We start from the raw sequence: 385 nt of genomic DNA, 5'->3' as shown, positions 1-385 counted from the left end.
ATTTCGAGGTCTGCCTTCAGGGCGAGCGGAACGGCCTTGAAGGCGGGTCCGGGCGCTGCGCTGAGCAGGGTTTCGAGCGTGGTGCCGGAGGCGGCAAGCAGTCGGGACGCCGCCGGCTGGGACATGACGCCCTGGATCGGCGCCGGTGGATCGCTCTCGAGGCGGGTCCGCTCCTCGCCATAAACCTCGCGATAGGCGCGCCAGCGCCGATCGTCGCCGATGATTCCGATCACCGCCGCTGCGCCGCGCGCCGCCACCGCCTTCACGCGATCGGGAAAGGAGGGAAAATTGGCGATCTCGGGCGCCTCGAACTGGATGAGGACGATCGCGCCCTCGATCGCCGCCACAGCGAGCTGGTCGATCCCGTGCTGGGGCATGACGGCCC

At 69.6% G+C, this 385-nt stretch carries 1 protein-coding gene; it reads right to left on the bottom strand.

What is annotated here, in order from left to right; translation table 11 throughout:
* Positions 1 to 385: hypothetical protein (locus tag I6F37_RS44530; RefSeq protein WP_225155062.1), on the bottom strand; the 385-nt coding region annotated here is incomplete at both ends.

It is taken from the genome of Bradyrhizobium sp. NBAIM08 (assembly GCF_020193935.1).
GTDB lineage: Bacteria > Pseudomonadota > Alphaproteobacteria > Rhizobiales > Xanthobacteraceae > Bradyrhizobium > Bradyrhizobium yuanmingense.
The sequence above is the reverse complement of the archived record's forward strand: the minus strand, read 5'-3'. Positions and strand labels throughout refer to the sequence as shown.